Origin of the sequence: Kribbella sp. NPDC050820 (assembly GCF_040653975.1) — a bacterium.
Classification (GTDB): Bacteria; Actinomycetota; Actinomycetes; order Propionibacteriales; family Kribbellaceae; genus Kribbella.
This window is the reverse complement of sequence record NZ_JBFAHB010000091.1, coordinates 18,284-33,807: the sequence shown is the minus strand read 5'-3', so window position 1 is coordinate 33,807 and position 15,524 is coordinate 18,284. Positions and strand designations below refer to the sequence as shown.

Annotated in this window: 12 protein-coding genes; 6 read left to right on the top strand and 6 right to left on the bottom strand. The window is 68.1% G+C overall.

The window, feature by feature from the left end; all coding sequences use genetic code 11:
• Positions 1-148 precede the first annotated feature (148 nt).
• The 3 genes from AB0H36_RS42505 to AB0H36_RS42495 all read right to left on the bottom strand — a co-directional run bounded on the left by AB0H36_RS42505 (position 149) and on the right by AB0H36_RS42495 (position 4,369).
• Complete coding sequence (locus tag AB0H36_RS42505) at positions 149-838, bottom strand: hypothetical protein (RefSeq protein ID WP_360536815.1); 690 nt, start codon at positions 836-838, stop codon at positions 149-151.
• Position 839: 1 nt separating this feature from the next.
• Positions 840-1,043 (bottom strand): hypothetical protein, encoded by a 204-nt coding sequence (locus AB0H36_RS42500; RefSeq protein ID WP_360536813.1) that lies wholly within the window; start codon positions 1,041-1,043, stop codon positions 840-842.
• Between the two features lie 551 nt (positions 1,044-1,594).
• On the bottom strand, positions 1,595-4,369 hold the full coding sequence (locus AB0H36_RS42495) for an AAA family ATPase (protein WP_360536811.1): 2,775 nt from the start codon (positions 4,367-4,369) through the stop codon (positions 1,595-1,597).
• A gap of 274 nt (positions 4,370-4,643) precedes the next feature.
• Here AB0H36_RS42495 and AB0H36_RS42490 point away from each other — a divergent pair, with 274 nt between their 5' ends.
• The 3 genes from AB0H36_RS42490 (at position 4,644) to AB0H36_RS42480 (ending at position 6,891) form a co-directional block, all read left to right on the top strand.
• Entirely contained in the window at positions 4,644-6,065 is a 1,422-nt protein-coding gene (locus tag AB0H36_RS42490; protein ID WP_360536809.1) for an NAD(P)/FAD-dependent oxidoreductase, read from the top strand.
• A gap of 390 nt (positions 6,066-6,455) precedes the next feature.
• The gene (locus AB0H36_RS42485; protein WP_360536807.1) at positions 6,456-6,716 is read left to right on the top strand and encodes a hypothetical protein; all 261 of its coding nucleotides are present in this window, start codon (positions 6,456-6,458) and stop codon (positions 6,714-6,716) included.
• Between the two features lie 13 nt (positions 6,717-6,729).
• Complete coding sequence (locus tag AB0H36_RS42480; RefSeq protein ID WP_360536805.1) at positions 6,730-6,891, top strand: transposase; 162 nt, start codon at positions 6,730-6,732, stop codon at positions 6,889-6,891.
• 141 nt (positions 6,892-7,032) lie between these two features.
• Here the strand turns inward: AB0H36_RS42480 and AB0H36_RS42475 are convergent, their stop codons facing one another.
• Positions 7,033-8,886: a glycoside hydrolase family 15 protein gene (locus tag AB0H36_RS42475; RefSeq protein WP_360536803.1), complete on the bottom strand. Its 1,854-nt coding sequence runs from the start codon at positions 8,884-8,886 to the stop codon at positions 7,033-7,035.
• Positions 8,887-9,444: 558 nt separating this feature from the next.
• Here AB0H36_RS42475 and AB0H36_RS42470 point away from each other — a divergent pair.
• Positions 9,445-12,201, top strand: coding sequence for an AAA family ATPase (locus AB0H36_RS42470; RefSeq protein WP_360536801.1), 2,757 nt, complete (start codon positions 9,445-9,447; stop codon positions 12,199-12,201).
• An 80-nt stretch (positions 12,202-12,281) separates the two neighbouring features.
• Here the strand turns inward: AB0H36_RS42470 and AB0H36_RS42465 are convergent, their stop codons facing one another.
• Positions 12,282-12,437: a hypothetical protein gene (locus AB0H36_RS42465; RefSeq protein ID WP_360536800.1), complete on the bottom strand. Its 156-nt coding sequence runs from the start codon at positions 12,435-12,437 to the stop codon at positions 12,282-12,284.
• Between AB0H36_RS42465 and AB0H36_RS42460 the strand changes: the two genes are divergently transcribed.
• Both AB0H36_RS42460 and AB0H36_RS42455 read left to right on the top strand, forming a co-directional pair.
• Positions 12,436-12,645, top strand: coding sequence for a hypothetical protein (locus AB0H36_RS42460; RefSeq protein ID WP_360536798.1), 210 nt, complete (start codon positions 12,436-12,438; stop codon positions 12,643-12,645). The genes AB0H36_RS42465 and AB0H36_RS42460 overlap by 2 nt on opposite strands.
• A gap of 1,047 nt (positions 12,646-13,692) precedes the next feature.
• Positions 13,693-14,790, top strand: a complete 1,098-nt coding sequence (locus tag AB0H36_RS42455; RefSeq protein ID WP_360536796.1) for an alpha/beta hydrolase — start codon at positions 13,693-13,695, stop codon at positions 14,788-14,790.
• Positions 14,791-15,049: 259 nt separating this feature from the next.
• Here the strand turns inward: AB0H36_RS42455 and AB0H36_RS42450 are convergent, their stop codons facing one another.
• A complete protein-coding gene (locus tag AB0H36_RS42450; protein ID WP_360536794.1) occupies positions 15,050-15,286 on the bottom strand; it encodes a hypothetical protein in 237 nt (78 codons plus the stop codon).
• Positions 15,287-15,524 lie beyond the last annotated feature (238 nt).

Below are 15,524 nucleotides of genomic sequence, written 5' to 3'. Positions count from 1 at the left end.
GTTTTTTTTGCTTGGTTCCCGGGTTTTTGGGGGTCTCGGCCGGCGGCCAGCCTTGGTTTTGCTCCCGGGGGGGGCGGGGGGGGGGGCGGCGGGGCCTACCCGGGGGGGGGTGTGGGCCGGCCGACGGTTCTGGGTCGGGCGGTTGGTGTTAGTTGATGACGCGGAAGCCGTTGCGTTGGCCCAGTTTTGTCAGGCTTACCCTGCCTGGGATGCCGTCGAACGGCGGTGGGACCGTGGCCTTCTGCCACTTGGCGTAGGCCTTGCGGAACTCGGTTCCGGCGTAGCCGTCGACGAACTCCGCCGGCTTGAGGCCCTGATGCCGCAGCGCCTTCTCCACGATCAGGATGTCCTTCTTGTGCAGCCCCTGCCCCTGCGGACGGAACTGGTCCCGGCGGGCGGCGTCGATGACGTTGCTGAGGTCGACAGCCGGCAGCAGTGGTGTGGGCGCGCCCGGCCGCCAGATCCGGACTCCGTTGACGTCCTCGCTCCAGCCGCGGTACCGCTGGCCCCAGCTGCGGGTGATGAACGAGATCGCAACCCTGTCGATCTTGCCGCGCCGCTTGATGTCGTTGCTGAAGCAGGTCCCGTCGCCGGCGCTGATGGCGACGTGCCCGTCACCTCCGTTGGTCCACCAGACGGGGACTCCGAGTGGCGGCGTACCGGTGGTGCCGTGCCTGAAGTCGGTCCCGAAGTAGCCCTTCTCGGCCGACCCGTACAGCGGCCCGACGTTGAAGCACTTCCGGACGAACATCAGGCACAGGCGGGACCAGTCCTGGCTCGGGCTGGTCACTTGGCCCTTCGCGAAGTTGATCGCGGCCTGCCCGGTGCGGATCGCCATCTCACTGCCCCCCGTCCGGATCGACCTCGTCGGCCGACTTCACGGCCTCGTCGGGCCGAGTCTCTTGCCCCGGCTCCTCGCCCGGCTCCAAGGCGCCCTCGTCGCTGTTGCCGCCCGGCTCGGCGAACTCGTTGTCGAGCGCCGGGTCATCGGCCAGCATTCCCGGCGACTTGCTCAACGGCAGCAACGTACTTTCGTCCAACACGTCGACAGACTGTGAAGTGTCGACCACTACTTCGCTCATCGCGAACCTCCCCTGTTTGCTGTTACCCCCACAACTACGCGCACGCCACCCCTGCCACATCCGAGGAAAACCCTCAGATCCGCCCCCCGAACCCCTCAGATCCCCAGCCACCCTTCAGCCCGCTCAGCTGGTCACGCAGACGAGGCGCTCCCCGTCCTGGCGCGACTCGATGACCGGGCATGACCGTGTGGACCCACGTCCTACTGGTACGACGTGACTGCCTCGAGCAGTGGGGTCCCATCGGTCAGTCCCTGCGCCAGGCGGGCGGCATCGCAATGCCGCTTCTGAAAGCACACCTCCATGGAGCGAGCCACGACCCGGGCCGTGGCTCTGCCTGCATGCTGTGTGGTAGGGCGGGTGGCCGGCTCCGCCAGACGGACCCGTTGTCGCGATCCCGCGTACCGGACGGGCACTGAACGGCGACCCTCGCGATGAGTTGGCACCCCGGTTGACCACGTACAAGTTGCGGCGCGGCACCCGACGCAGGCGACCTATGTGGAGGCGGTTGCGTGCTAGTTCGCCGGCAGGGCGGTGAGAAGCCCTTTGCGGGAGCTGATGCGGAGCTTGGTGTACACCTTGCGTAGATGCCACTCCACGGTTCTGGCGCTGATGAAGAGGTGCGTGCCGATCTCGGCATTGGTCATACCGGTCACGGCGAGTCGGGCGATCTGCGCCTCTTGGGCGCTGAGCGCCTCGACCAGTCCGGGCGGTGGAGTTCGGGGAAGCGTCTGCCCTGTCGCGGCGAGCTCACGGCGAGCCCGCTCGGCAAACGCCTCGGCACCCATCTGCTGGAAGAGGTCGTGGGCGGTGCGCAGTTGCCCGCGGGCGTCCAAGCGGCGGTTCTGCCGTCGGAGCCATTCGCCGTAGAGCAGGTGCGCTCGGGCGAGCACCATCGGCACGCGGGTACGGCTGAGGCGCTCGACGGCCTCCCGGTAGTACGCTTCCGCGACACGCGGGTCGTCGGTGACGAGGGCCCGGCACCGAGCGAGCACGCCGAGCGCCCAGTCGGTTCCGCTGGCGTCGGCTAGCTCGGCCAGCGCAACGACAGCTCGTTCGGCCGGTGCCCGATTCTCCGTGTGGACCGCGGCCTCCACGAGCTCAGGCAGCGACCAGGTGGCAAACGCGAGTTCCTGCGGGTGCTGTGCGCCGTCGGTGGCTGCTGCCAGCGCCTCGGGGTAGCGAACTAGACCGTTGAACAGCACCGCTTGCGCATGCCGAATCAAAGTCAGCCCCATCCCGTCCCCGCGGGTGACCACGTCAGCGGTGACGGCATCGATCATGCGCGTAGCCTCTGCCTGACGTCCCTGCCAGGCCGCTAGGGCGATGGCTCCGTATGGCGGCAACGTGCTGCCGGTCGCCTCGGTCACCGATGCGGCCTCCTGCACCAAGACGGCTACTGTGGACAGCTCCCCGGCGAACAGGTGCAGACCCATCCGCGCGCTCAAGGCGATTGGTAGAACGTGGAGTGCGCCGACCCGACGGGCGAGGTCGACATGCCGGGTGCACAGCTCATCCCAGCTCTCGTCGTCCCACAGGTCGTGTGCGGCATGCGTGGCGAGCCACAACCAGCGCAGCGACTCCAACACGGGCATGTCGGAGCCGCGGAAGGCACGCACCGCGTCGCGCAGCACCGGGGTGCCGGCCGCGTATCCCTCGGTGATGACTAGAGCCAAGCCATCCAGAAGCAAATCGCAGGGGCCCTTGACACCATTGGGCGTGTGCGTGGCGAGGGCGGCGGCGGCGACCTCGCGCAAGCCAACTCCACGAGCGAGTCGGCCGGCGAACATGGCGGCAGAGAGCGCGTCGAGATACGTGCGCCGGGCCAGCGTCGCGTCGAGCGGTTCCAGTGCCCGGGCTGCCGCGAGCAGCAGGCCCGGGGCGTCCCCACTGTGGTCGGAGAAGAACGCGATCTGCGCCCGCGCCAGGTGAACCAGGGCTCGGTCGAGAGAGCCTAGCGGCCCTGCCTCCGCGACCGACAACAGTGTCAGAGCCTCCGCGGGTGCGCCGGCTTCTTGCTTGATCTGCGCGGCCGCGAGCGCGCGCCGTGCGCGCAGCAGCGGGTCGGCGGTCAGTGCCGTTGCACGCTCGAGGAATGCTGCAGCGGCTGCGAGACCACCACGCGCCTGCGCGCGTTCGGCGCTGGCTTCCAATTCCGCTGCGACGCCCTCATCCCAGCCGACTGTCGCCTGTGCGCGGTGCCAGGCCCTGCGGTCCGGGTCGGAGTCACCGTCGGTGACCTCAGCCAGCGCGCCGTGAACCTCACGGACATCACCGACCGTCGCCGCCCGGTAGACCGCCGAGCGCACCAGCGGATGGCGGAACCGCACTCCGCGATCGATCCCCGCGCTCTGCGCGAGGAGCCCGGCCTCGAGAGCCGGTGCGGCCGCCGCGGTCACGTCAACACCGAGGTGGTTCGCTGTCTGCCACACGAGCGTGGCGTCTCCAGACGGCTCGAGAGCCGCGATGAGCAGCAGCCGTTGCGTTTGGCCCGGGAGCCGCTGCAGTCGCCGCCGGAACCCCTCCTCGATCCGGGTGGCGAGCGGCATCCGGGCTGTGTCGCTGAAACCGAACGCCAACTCGCCCGATGTCCATCCTCGTGGCAGTTCGAGGATTGCAAGGGGGTTCCCGTGTGTCTCGCGCAGAAGGCGGTCGCGGACCCGGTCCTCCAGCGGCCCGGGGAAGGCCGAGCGCAGCAGCTCGCGCGCGTCCTCATTCTCCAGCCCGTGGACGCGCAGCACAGTCACACCCGTCAACTCGTCGTCGTCGGCTCGGTGACGGAGGGCAAAGACCATGACGATTCTTTCGGCAAGCAGCCGTCGCGCCACGAACGACAGCGTTTGTGCCGATGCCCTGTCCAGCCATTGGGCGTCGTCGACGACGAAGACCAGCGGCTGCCTTTCGGCTGAGTTGGTCAGCAAGGTCAGCACAGCCAGGCTGACCATGAACCGGCCAGGAGATGTGCCGTGCCGAAGCCCGAATGCCGTCTCGAGCGCCTCGCGCTGGGGCTCCGGCAGCGCGTCGAGGCAATCCAAGAAGGGCGCGCAGAGCAGATGCAGCCCGGCGTACGGCAATTCGATCTCAGACTCCACTCCGGCAACGCGCACGACCCTGCACCCATGGGCGTGTTCGGCCAGGTAGGCCAAGAGGGCGGTCTTCCCGACTCCGGCCTCGCCCTCGAGCACCAAGCCGCTGCTCTCCCCGGAACGGGCTCGGGCCACTAGCTCGTCGAGGAATGCGCATTCACGGCGTCTGCCCAGTAGTCGCGAACGCTCCTGTTGACTGTTCATCAGCGCTCCTCGAATACAGCCTGACGCACACGCACATCAGTCGCAACGGCCGCGCCAACAAGCCGCCCTCGCCCGTCAGCCGCAAACCCTCGACCCGAGCCCACCTCACCGTTCTCGGCGACGCCGTCAACCGTGCCGGCCAGTGCGCCGCCTGGGCATTCCACTGGCGCGACCGGCCAGCTCAGACGCCACCGTGGTGAGTCGACAGATCCCAGCACGACCACCTCGACCGACTGTGGCGGGGTGTCAATCGAGTACGAACAAGGGAGTCAGCATGGAAACAACCGAGTACGACGTCATCGTGCTTGGCGGTGGCGCTGTCGGGGAGAACGTCGCCGATCGTGCGTTGCAAGGCGGTCTGACCGCCGTCATCGTCGAGAGTGACCTCGTCGGAGGCGAGTGCTCGTATTGGGCTTGCATGCCGTCGAAGGCATTGCTGCGCTCCGCGCAGGTTCTCCGGGCAGCCCGGCAGGTCCCCGGCGCGGCCCAGGCCGTGACCGGTGAGCTCGATGTCGATGCGGTCCTCGCACGCCGCAACGCCTTCGCCAGCAACTGGTCCGATGCGGGACAGGTGCGGTGGCTGAATCATGCACGCATCTCGCTGGTACGGGGCCACGGTCGCATCACGGGACCGAAGGAGGTCACCGTCACCACCGCGAACGGCACGGCCCTGCTCACTGCGCGGCACGCGGTGGTTGTGGCGACCGGGTCCGACGCACTCGTTCCCGGCATCGAGGGCCTCCACGAGGCCCGCGGGTGGACGAGTCGCGAGGCGACGAGCGCCAAGTCGGTGCCCGGCAGCCTCGCGATCATCGGTGGCGGCGTCGTCGCTTGTGAGATGGCAACGGCATACGCCGCCTTCGGTACCGAGGTCACGGTGATCTCGCGCTCCGGATTGCTCGAGCGCATGGAACCGTTTGCCGGTGACATGGTGGCCTATGCGTTGCGCGAGCAGGGCGCCACGGTTCTGCTCGACACCGAGACGAGGCGGGTCACCCGGACCGAAGCCAAGGTCGTCGTCGAACTCGGCGACGGGTCAACCGTCACGGCCGAGGAGGTGCTGGTCGCAACCGGCCGTACTCCGCGGACCGGTGACATCGGGCTGGACGCGATCGGGCTCAAGCCCGGCTCCTGGTTGGAGACCGACGACACACTCCTCGTCCGCGGGTTCGACTGGCTGTACGCCGTGGGCGACGTCACGAATCGAGCGCTGCTCACCCACCAGGGCAAGTACCAGGCACGGGCCGCCGGTGACGTCATCGCCGCCCGCGCGACGGGAGCGTCAGTCGCGGACACCCCGTGGGGAGCCCACGTCGCGACAGCCGACCACGCGGTGGTCCCACAGGTCACGTTCACTGAGCCTGAGGTCGCGTCCGTCGGCCTCACGGCTGCAGCCGCTAGCGCGGCCGGCTACGACATCCGGGTCGTCGACTACGAGATCGGCTATGTCGCCGGCGCGAGCGTTCGCGCGGATGGTTACAAGGGAACTGCCCGGATGGTCGTGGACGAGAAGCGCAAGGTCATCCTGGGCATCACCTTCGTCGGTCCGGACGTGAGCGAATTGCTCCAGGCAGCGACCGTGGCGATCGTAGCGGAGGTGCCCCTCGACCGACTTTGGCACGCAGTACCGGCCTACCCGACCGTCAACGAGATCTGGCTACGCCTCCTCGAGACGTACGGACGGCCGGTTGCCTGATCCGGCTCTTCGGAGTTGAGCGTGGTTGAGGCGCTCGTCACTGTCGGCGTGGCGTAGGCGGGAGAAAGGAGTCAGGGCCTTCACGATCAGCAGCGACCAAGCAGCTGACAAGACAAGACCCTGACGTGTCTCACTGTACGTGTAGTTCCCGTGTGTCGCGGTGCGCCCGGGCCGATGAACTGTGCGGTGTCGAGGGCGTGCATGTCCTCGACGTGTCCACGCGCGACGACGGCGTGGTGCTGGTGCGGTGGCGCAAGCGGTCTGGCGGTGCGCTGAGGCGGCGTGCCCGGTCTCGATCTGGACCGCGGAACACGGCTACGCCAAGCGGTCCAAGCTCACGGCCCGGGCGATCTCGTGGACCACGGATGCGTTGCGGCACGACGACACAACGTGTCAGCGATCGCCCGGCACCTGGGCGTGGACTGGCGCACCGCCTGGGCCGAAGCCAGACGCTGGGTCAAGAAGCCCAAACGGCTGAAGGGTGTGAAGACGCTCGGCGTGGATGAGCACATCTGTCGACCTGGCCTGCGCGGCACGAACCGGGCGGTCACGGTGTTTGTGGACCTGACCCGGGACGAGAACGGATGTCTGCATGCCCGCCTGCTGGACGCCGTCGAAGGCCGCTCCGGCGCCGTCTACGCCGACTGGTAGAAGAACGGTCACCGTGACCGTCGAGCACGCGGCCCTGGACCCGTTCCGCAGCTACGCCAACGCGATCCGCGACGAAGTGCCCGACGCGGTCGCGGTGCTCGACGCGTTCCACGTCGTACGCCTGGGGTCGAACGAACTGACGAGGTGCGCCGGCGGGTACAACAGCAGACCCTGAGGCGCCGCGGGTTGAAGAACGACCCGCCCTACCAATCCGCCCAGCGTGTCAGGCGGACCATCGGCGATGCGGTCACAGGCAGAAGGCGCTCCTGCGCCCTTTCCCGCGCATTGCTGGTCGTTGTTTGACGTGGCTGAACTGCTAGGCGACCGCGGTGCGCGTTTCGGCGCCCTGCCCACCGAGCGCTTCCGGTGCGCCTGCAAAGCTCGAGACCGAAGTGTTAGCGGCGCTGAGCGTGAGGGCGGTGCTGATCAGGCCCGCGTGGCTGAAGGCCTGGGGCGTGTTGCCAAGGTGGCGTCCGGTCCTTGGGTCGTATTCCTCACTGAGCAGTCCGACGTCGTTGCGAAGCGAGAGCAGCCGCTCGAACAGTTCGGTCGCCTCGTCCGAGCGGCCGACGCCGTGCAGTGCGTCCGCGAGCCAGAACGAAGTGGCCAAGAAGGCGCCTTCGCTGCCGGGGACACCGTCGACGTTGTGACCGTCATCGCTGACGGCGTACCGCAGAACGAGCCCGTGGTCGCTCAGGTCGCGTTCGATCGCGTCGACCGTGGAGACCATGCGGGCGTCATCCCATGAGAGGAAGCCGTAGCGCGGCATCAGCAGTACGGCCGCGTCCAGCCTGGGTGACCCGTAGGACTGGGTGAACGCGCCCCGTCCAGGGTGGTACCCACGCTCGGAGATCTCTCGCGCGATGGTGCGACGCAGCGCCCGGAGCCGTCGCAGCTGGTGTGTTTCCTCAGTGCCGTGATCCTCGAGCGAGCGCACGGCCCGGTCGACACCTACCCAGGCCAGCAGCTTGGAGTGCACGAAGTGCCGTCGGGGACCGCGGACCTCCCAGAGTCCATTGTCGGGGTCCTGCCACTGGCTCTCGATCTGGTCAAGCAGCGCCCGTTCCAGCTTCTCCTGGTCCGCGGCATCAGGCAGTCCGGCGTCCCGGGCCGCTGACAGGATGTCGAGCACCTCGCCCCACACGTCGTTCTGCTGCTGGGTGGCTGCGCTGTTCCCGACCCGGACCGGCGTGGAGCCGGCGTGCCCGGGTAGCCAGTCGAGGGTCTGTTCGGGCAGGTCACCGGTCCCGTCGACGGCGTACATGATCTGCATGTCGGCGGGGTCGTCGATGACGGTGCGCATCAGCCAATCGCGCCAGGCTTCGGCTTCTTCGAGGTAGCCGGTGGCGAGGAACGCCTGCAGTGTGAAGGTGGCGTCGCGCAACCAGGAGTAGCGGTAGTCCCAGTTGCGCGATCCGCCGAGTTGCTCAGGTAGCGAAGTGGTGGCGGCGGCAAGGATGCTGCCGGTGGGCGCGTAGGTGAGCGCCTTGAGGATGATCAGCGACTGGCTGACCTCGGTCTCCCAGGGGCCGGTGTAGGTCGACCGGCTGATCCATTCGGTCCAGAACGTGTCAGTGGCAGCGAGGGCGGACTCGGCGTCCGGGGCCGGTCGGTAGGGCTCCCCCGCCGCGGCGTAGCTGAGTGTGAAGGAGACCCTCTCGCCTGCGTTGACGATAAAGGCACCGGTCCAGGACCCGTCGGCAGTGCTCAGCTCAACGTCGCTCGTGACCCACAGCTCGTCCCCGCCGGCCGTCGCGACCAGATCCCCGTGGGCGCTCCGCAAGGTCGGGATGTTCTTGCCGTAGTTCATCCGTGGCGCGATCCGGGTACGCATCGCAACCGTGCCGACCAAGCCGTCCACGATCCGCACCACCATCGGTGCGGAGGAGTCGGGGACCATCAGGTCAGTGACCCTGACCGCGCCATCGCCGGTGGTCCACTCGGTTTCGAGGACGAGGGTGCCGGTCCGATAGCGGCGTCGGCTGCAGCGGTCCGGACCGACGGGTGCGAGACTCCACTGGCCGTGCCGCGCGTCTCCAAGCAGGGCCGCATAGACGGCTGGGGAGTCGAAGCGCGGCAGACTCAGCCAGTCGATCCCCCCGTCCACGCTGACCATGGCAGCCGTGCGCAGGTCGCCGATGAGGGCGTAGTCCTCGATGTGCTGCGTCATGGTCGTCCGTTCCGCTGGTTCTGGTTCGTGTACTTCAGACTCGTCGGCGAGGGCCCTGGTCGCGCCCGTGCAAGCCCTGGCCGGCACCCTGGCGAAGGCTCCCCCAGCCTGGTCAGTCGCGGGTGGTGGCGGTAGGCGCAGGCCGATCCCTCGCACTCCGCTGGTGGGTTGCGCGGACGGCATCGCGTCCGTGCGCGCCCCCGATGGCGCGGTGGTCTCCGGGTGCGGTCGCAGTCACCGGAAGTGGACGGTGTCCAGGTCTAGCCACACGACTGATATGGAGTGGCTACCTATCAAGAGGCAGGGTGAGGCGCCCGACGGGAATGTTTCGGTCGGGAGGCCGAATCTCCATACCAGGTTGATGGTTCGCTGACGCGGGCGAGGAACTGTTCGGCCACCGCGGTATCGGAGTCGGCGCACACCCGACGGTCTCCAGTTCGTCGCTCTGGTCAGATGTCGATCGGTTGGTAAGAATGCCGATAAGAGCGTGACGCAGCTCGGCTTCGGACGACCGATGCCGTCAGAGCCGGGAGCATGAAACTTGGCCGGGGAGGGGCCGTGGGCGAGCTGGTTGGGCGTCGTACCGAATGTGAAGAGCTCGACCGGCTCGTGTCCGAGGTGCTCGCCGGCGCCAGTCGTGTCCTTGTCCTCCGCAGCGAACCAGGCATGGGGAAAACCGCCTTGCTCGGCTACCTGTCGCGGCAGGTGGCCGACTGGCGGCTGGTGTCGGCTGGGGGGGTCGAGTCCGAGATGGAGCTGCCGTACAGCGGTCTCCACCAGTTGTGCGTGCCATTGCTAGATCAGCTCGACGAACTCCCCGCACCGCAGCGCGACGCGATGGCGACCGTATTCGGGCTCGGCACCGGTCCAGCGCCCAACCGGTTCATGGTGGGACTGGGTACGCTGACGTTGATGGCCCAGGCCGCTGAGCATCAGCCGTTGGCCTGCATCGTCGACGACGCACAATGGCTCGACCAGGCGTCCGCTCAGGTCATCGCCTTCGTGGCACAGCGCCTGCTGGCCGAGCGCGTCGCGCTGGTCTGCGCGGCACGCACGGGAGCCGTTGACGGCGTGCTGGCCGGACTGCCCGAGCTGCTGATCCATCGCCTCGGCGACCACGACGCCTACCGACTGCTGCTGGACAACCTGCACGGCCCGCTCGACGCGGCGGTCATCGATCAGATCGTCGCGGAGAGCCACGGCAACCCACTGGCGTTGCTCGAGTTGCCGCGCGCCTGGCGGGAAACAGACCTCGCCGGCGGGTTCGGCCTGCCCGGCAACAGCCAGCCTGTCACCGGCAAGATCGAACGCAGCTACGCGCGGCGTGTCGAGTCGCTCCCTACCGAAACCCAGTTGCTCACACTCGTCGCGGCCGCGGATCCGGTCGGCGACCCCGCGCTGATCCAACGCGCCGCCGGTGTGCTGGGCCTAACGATGGCCGATGTGAATCCTGCGGTGGACGCCGGGCTCGTCCGGGTGCACGACCGCGTGGAATTCGCCCACCCTCTGGCCCGTTCGTCCGTGTACCGCACAGCCGCCACGACGGACCGGCGCCGTGCGCACCAAACCCTCGCCGAGGTCACCGACGCCCAGATCGACCCGGACCGGCGTGCCTGGCACAGGGCGCGTGCCACCGGCACACCTGACGAGGGCGTGGCAGCCGAGCTGGAACGGTCGGCCGACCGGGCCGCTGCTCGTGCGGGGCTCGCAGCAGCTGCCGCCTTCCTGACCGGCGCGACCGAGCTCACACCGGTTCGTACGACGCAGGCCCGGCGCGCGCTTGCAGCGGCGTCGGCCAACGTGCAGGCCGGCGCCTTCGGAACCGCCCAATCCATGCTCACCAACGCCGGAAGTGGACCGCTCGACGACGTGCAACGCGCCCAGATCGAACTGATACGTGCTCAGCTGGCCTTCGCCTCGAGCCGGGGGAAGGAAGCCATGCTGCTGATGCTGGCCGCCGCCCGGCGCCTTCAGCCACTGAACCTCGAGCTCGCACGACAGACGTACCTGGACGCGTTCTCCGCCGCGCAGTTCGCGGGCCGGCTCGACGAGGGCGTCGGCACCGCTGAGGTGGCCCGTGCCGCCCGGTCGGCACCGCTGCCGCCCGACACTGCGCGTACGGCGGGCGACCTGCTGTTGGACGCTTTCATCGCGCTCAACGATGACTACACCGATGCTGTCCCGCCGGGCCGGGAAGCACTGGCCGCGCTCCGTGGCGACGCCCATCCCGCGCGGGAGAGGCTTCGCTGGCTGTGGCAGGGGTGCGTGCTCGCTCTCGAACTGTGGGACGACGAGAGCGCATACATCCTGTCGGAGCGGCATCTTCAGACGGCTCGGACGACCGGCATGCTCACCGAACTCCCGCTCGCCCTCGGCGCGCACACACCCATCCTCGTGTTCGCTGGCGAGCTCGCTGCCGCCGCATCGCTGGCAGCGGAAGCCCGGTCGGTGCTGCAGGCGGCGGGGATCGCTGAGGCGCCGTACGGCGCACTGATCCTGGCAGCGTGGCGAGGCCAGGAACGCGAGGGGATCGACCTCATCGACACCACGAAACGGGAGGCGACCACCCGCGGTGAGGGAATCGGAGTCGCCATCTGCGAGTACTCGCGCGCTGTCCTGTGCAACGGCCTGGGCAGGTACGACGAGGCGTTCGAGGCCGCTCGCGATGCTTGTGTGGACCCGAAGGAGATGGTCGCCCACAACTGGGCTATGGCCGAGCTGATCGAGTCCGCCGTACGAACAGGACACGCCGATGTGGCGCAAGAGACCGCCGCGAGGTTGACCATGAAGACCCGGGCTTGCCGAACGGACTGGGCGCTCGGGATCGCGGCCCGCTCACAGGCCCTGTTGAGCGATGACGCGGAGCTCATGTTCCGCGAAGCCATCGAGCGTCTGAGCCGGGCCCGGGTCCGCGCCGAGCTCGCCCGTGCCCACCTCCTGTACGGAGAGTGGCTCCGCCGGGCCAACCGCCGTACCGACGCCCGCGGCGAGCTCACCACGGCCGAGGAGATGTTCATGGCCATGGGAATGGCCGCGTTCGCGCAGCGAGCCGGTCGCGAGCTGCTGGCCACCGGGGCGACCCCGAGAAAGCGCACAGTCGACACCACCACCGAACTCACGGCACAGGAGGCGCTGGTCGCCCGGCTCGCCCGCGACGGCCTGTCGAACCAGCAGATCGGAGCCCAGCTGTTCCTCTCCGCCCGCACCGTCGAATGGCATCTCAGCAGGATCTTCGCCAAGCTCGCCATCACCTCCCGCTGGCAGCTCCGCCATGCCCTGGCCGATCGCGATCTGCCGATCATCGGCACCACCTAGATGGTTGATTCCTTGAATGTGGAGCTGCGCCTCGGAGCGCGCCGCTACCCCCAGCGCCCACTCGGTGCCGCTGGCCTGCGTCATCTCGGAGAGCTGCTCGAACGCAGCGGCGCAGTGGGGCGATCACCGGCACGCACAGCCGCCTCGATCAGCTCGACCAATCCCCAGTTCGACACCGCCATCTCCGCTGGGAAGACCACGAACCGGCCCCGGGTCGAGAGAGGTGTTACTGACATGGACGTAGCGTCCCTGGCGGACCTGCTCCACGAAACCGCCGAGCATCACGACACCTACGAGAAGATCGCACCGGCGCACGACTGGTGGGACTGGTACGCCGCCTACCTGCACGCGCGGCAGAACGGCAGCTCTCCCGACCAGGCGTCCGAGGCCGCCGGCCGCTACATGGCCGACGTCAAGCACGTCGCCGTGCCGCCGGCTGACTGACTGTGATGCCCTTCTACCTGAGCGATCGCGCACCGACGACAGCGCGGTATCCGATGCTCGCTTCGGCCAGGACGCGAACCCCTAGGACGCGGGCGAATGATCCGCCGAGTACGCCCGAGGGGTCGTGAACCTCTTCGAAGACTTCAACTACACGGCCGCTGGCGACGCCGAGGCCGGTGAGGCCCGACGAGCAGCAGGCACGTACTCTTCACGGCGATGGTCGGCGGCAAGCTGGTGACCGACACGATCGGTGATGCGTCCTGGTCCCGAGCGGTCGAACAGATGCCGGCGCAGCCTGTCCGCGCCTGGGACCAGCGACCCGATAGGGGCTCAGCGCCCGACCACGTACCCCAGCAGCGCCGACGTCCTGACGCCCGGCTCGCTCCGCACTACCGGAACCGCATTGCGGCCCGAAAGAGCCGCCTGCACCACACCGTCCAACGCCTCGCACTCGTCTCGAGGCCCGCGCGCCCCTCGCCTTTCGCGGTTCGGACCGTCACCCACGACTGCCTCCACATGAGGTCGCAGCTCATACTCCGATTCCGGATGCCTACGCATTTCCCCGACAGTCGACTGGACTTGGGCTCTGGTGACGTCAAGCGTGCCGACGACATCGGCCGCGCCGACGGGAACAGGGCGGTCGACATGCTGCGGTCCCGCCCGCACCAGGCGTCCGAGGCCGCATGTCGGAGCTGCTCACGATTTCCCTCTTGCGGGTCCCAACCGTTGCCCAACACTCACCCAGCATGGCTGCCTTCGAGCCCCAAGGCGCCCGGAAGACCCCCGGTCCGCGTCCCGGGCGGAACCCAGGGGTTCGGAGGTCCGCCTCCGGGGCCGAATACACGGTGGCTGCAAGCCGCCGTACGGGTCTCTGGTCCGGAGTACTCACTGACGCTGATGGTGAGCGGCTCGCTGGCCAGCGTCTGACGAGATCCTCTGGCGACTAGGGAGGGGACCAGGGATTCCACGGGCGCCACCGGGGGCCAATCGGACGAGGCTTCCTGACGTCACCGACCTCAAGGTCGGTACTACGAAAGGAGAAACCCCATGGACATGTCCCCCCTGGACACCCCGCCGGGCTCGTCCCCGGCGCCAGCCACCACGCGCCGTCGAAGGTTCTCGCGCCGAATTGTCACCGGTGCCTCGGTAGCACTGGCGACACTGGTCGCGTGCTTGGCATCGCTGTCGGCCGGCACCGCCTCTTCTGCACCGGCCGCGGCGAGCGATTCGTTCGGCTCGGTCGCCGGGTCTCCGCAGCTCTCGGCCGATTTCAGCAAGACCTTCAAAAGCCGGTTCGTGGAGGCCAACGGCATCCGCCAACACGTGGTCATCGGCGGTGATGGACCACCGCTGCTGCTGGTGCACGGCTGGCCGGAGAACTGGTACGCCTGGCGCTTCCTGATGCCAACGCTGGCCCGCAACTACACGGTCATCGCGCCTGACCAGCGAGGGATCGGACTCTCGGAGAAGATCCAGGGCGGGTACGACGCGGGCACCCTCGCCGACGACCTGGCCGCGCTCATGACCGAGCTCGGCCACGAGCGGTTCGCCGTGGTGGGTCACGACACCGGCTACATCATCGGCTACGCGCTGGCCGCCGATCACCGCGACCGGGTCGACCGCCTGGCCGTCGCCGAGATCCCCGGCCCCCCGGGCGTGGGCCAGGACCCGAGCCTGTGGCTCGACGAGCCGATCAACGACAAGGTCTGGCACATCCCGTTCAACCGGGTCAACGACGACCTGATCGTGGACATGGTGCAGAGCAACGCCAACGGCTTCTACGGCTACGAGTTCGCCATCCAGGCCGGCGGGGCCACGCTGCCGAGCTACGCCACCGACTACTACATCAAGCTCTACACCCGCAACAAGGACGTTCTGCGGGCCACCTTCGGGTTCTACCGTGCCTGGGGCGCCACCGTCGCCCAGAACCGGGAGCGCGCGAAGACGCCGCTGACGATCCCGGTCGTTGGCATCGGCGGGGCGAACAGTTGGGGCCCCTACGCAGGCGACGGCCTCAGGGCCGCGGCGAACGACGTGCAGACCGTCGTCATCCCCGGGGTCGGCCACTGGGTCTCCGAGACAGCACCTGAGCAGATGCTCAAGACGCTGGATTCCTTCCTGGCGCCCTACCGCGCAGGCTCGTAACGCCGAACAGGCGCCTGCGAGAACCACGCAGAACCGCACCGCCTGTCCAAGCTCGGCGGGCGACCGGATGCTGCGCACCCAGCACCCGGCTCCGCCGAGCCACGGGAGTGCCTACAAGGCGTCGATCCTCTGCCGAGTTGCTGGTATGCCTCAACCAGCAGAGCGCGGATCAGGCCCGGGTCGACCTCCTTCCAGGCGAAACGCTTGGTCACCCGTCGCGGGTCATTGGCGCTCCATTCCGCCGATGCCCCAGAGCGTATCAACGGTGATCTCCGATCGATGGCTTGAGCGTCGCTGACACTCGTTGCACATAAACGAGGCTTTCGGCTCGCGGGTTGGCACCAGCGTCAGCGCGCGAAGCGATCGCCTCATCGAGCAGTTCGATAGCCCGACGGATCGACCAGGGTTCAGATATGGCGGCCGGCTGCGCTAGCACGAGATATTGCTTGCCGAGGTCGCTGTGGTGCGAGTCGATGGTCTTCTCTAGATTGCTCATGAGCAACAGGCTTGCGACTGCAAGCTCCTCGCTGAACCCAGACCGCGAACTCCAGAACGCCTGGGATCCACCGAGCGTTGGTGTATCAGCCTGGCCTTCGGCTTAGCACTCTACCGAAGCTGGCTAGCAGGCCGACACGCGGCAGGAGCAGTACACAAATCCGCTGATACAGGCCCAATCACACGATGTCGGTCCTTCTCGTAATGAGAAGATCATCGTTTCGATGCCCGATCGCTCG

What these genes read in the sequence shown, in the direction of transcription:
- AB0H36_RS42460 (WP_360536798.1), top strand. Translation starts at nt 12,436, where the DNA reads ATGGACGTAGCGTCCCTGGCGGACCTGCTCCACGAAACCGCCGAGCAT.
- AB0H36_RS42475 (WP_360536803.1), bottom strand. Translation starts at nt 8,886, where the DNA reads ATGACGCAGCACATCGAGGACTACGCCCTCATCGGCGACCTGCGCACG.
- AB0H36_RS42495 (WP_360536811.1), bottom strand. Translation starts at nt 4,369, where the DNA reads ATGAACAGTCAACAGGAGCGTTCGCGACTACTGGGCAGACGCCGTGAA.
- AB0H36_RS42465 (WP_360536800.1), bottom strand. Translation starts at nt 12,437, where the DNA reads ATGTCAGTAACACCTCTCTCGACCCGGGGCCGGTTCGTGGTCTTCCCA.
- AB0H36_RS42455 (WP_360536796.1), top strand. Translation starts at nt 13,693, where the DNA reads ATGGACATGTCCCCCCTGGACACCCCGCCGGGCTCGTCCCCGGCGCCA.
- AB0H36_RS42490 (WP_360536809.1), top strand. Translation starts at nt 4,644, where the DNA reads ATGGAAACAACCGAGTACGACGTCATCGTGCTTGGCGGTGGCGCTGTC.
- AB0H36_RS42505 (WP_360536815.1), bottom strand. Translation starts at nt 838, where the DNA reads ATGGCGATCCGCACCGGGCAGGCCGCGATCAACTTCGCGAAGGGCCAA.
- AB0H36_RS42450 (WP_360536794.1), bottom strand. Translation starts at nt 15,286, where the DNA reads ATGAGCAATCTAGAGAAGACCATCGACTCGCACCACAGCGACCTCGGC.